1 protein-coding gene and 1 pseudogene are annotated in these 1,218 nt (G+C 70.9%); both read left to right on the top strand.

Features of this window, described 5'->3' with window-relative positions:
• Positions 1-246, top strand: a pseudogene (locus G6020_RS16745) (serine/threonine protein kinase); the annotation flags it as partial.
• On the top strand, positions 243-1,218 hold a 976-nt coding region (gene pknB, locus G6020_RS09335; protein WP_182610423.1), incomplete at its 3' end, for a Stk1 family PASTA domain-containing Ser/Thr kinase. The pseudogene G6020_RS16745 and the gene pknB, both read left to right, overlap by 4 nt.

Raw genomic sequence — 1,218 nt, 5'->3', positions numbered from 1 at the left:
CCCGCCCCGGCCCCGGCCCCCGAACCCACTCCGCCGCCCCAGCCGGCGCCGTCCCCGACCGTGGTCCCGCCCGCGCCCGATCTGCAGGACATGCTCGATTCGCTGACCTCCGAGTTCAACTCCTTCGTCCCGCCGGGCCAGGCCGACGGGGGCGGCAACGCGGGTGGCAACGCAGGTGGCAACGCAGGTGGCAACGCGAACCCGAACGCGGCCGCGAACAACGGCAGGGGAGGTGACGGCGGATGACCACACCTCACCTGCTGGCCGGTCGGTACGAGATCGGGGAGGTCCTCGGATTCGGTGGCATGTCCGAGGTCCACCGGGGGCGGGACACCGTCCTCGGCCGGGACGTGGCGGTCAAGATCATGCGGCCCGAGTTGGCCCGCGACGAGACCTTCTACCAGCGCTTCCGCCGCGAGGCGCAGAATTCGGCGTCGCTCAACCACCCCTCCATCGTGGCGATCTACGACACGGGCGAGGAGCGCACCGCAGACGGCGCGTTGCCCTACATCGTCATGGAACTGGTCGAGGGCGACACGATCCGGGACATCGTCAAGATGGATGGTCCGTTGGAGGTGGAACGCGCACTCGGGGTGATGGCCGACGTCTGCGGCGCCCTGGACTTCTCGCACAAGAAGGGGATCATCCACCGCGACGTCAAACCGGCGAACATCATGATCTCGCGCGACGGGGCCGTCAAGGTCATGGACTTCGGCATCGCGCGCGCGGTCAGCGACGCCAGCTCGACCCTCACCAACACCTCGTCCGTGCTCGGCACCGCCCAGTACCTCAGCCCCGAGCAGGCCCGGGGTGAGACGGTGGACGCCCGATCGGACCTGTACTCGGCCGGCTGCGTCCTGTACGAGATGGTCGCCGGAGCCCCGCCGTTCACCGGGGAATCGCCCGTCGCCGTGGCGTACCAGCACGTCCGCGAGTCACCGCAGCCGCCCTCCGCGATCAACCCGGAGATCGGCCGGTACGTCGACGCCGTGGTCATGCAGGCGATGGCCAAGAACCCCGAGAACAGGTACGACACCGCCGGGGACATGCGCACCGACCTGTTGGCCGTCCTGAGCGGCGGCCGACCGGCCGCCCCGCTGGTGCTGTCCGACGACGAGCTCGACGACGGACAACGGCCCGACGCCCCCCACGGATTCGCCGGGGCGGGCTACGGCTCGGGCCGCCCCGACCGGATCCCGCCGTCCGAGGCCCCGACCG

Origin of the sequence: Dietzia sp. B19 (genome assembly GCF_014145155.1) — a bacterium.
GTDB lineage: Bacteria > Actinomycetota > Actinomycetes > Mycobacteriales > Mycobacteriaceae > Dietzia > Dietzia natronolimnaea.
Note: the sequence above shows the minus strand (reverse complement) of the source record. Positions and strands in the feature narration are given on the sequence as shown.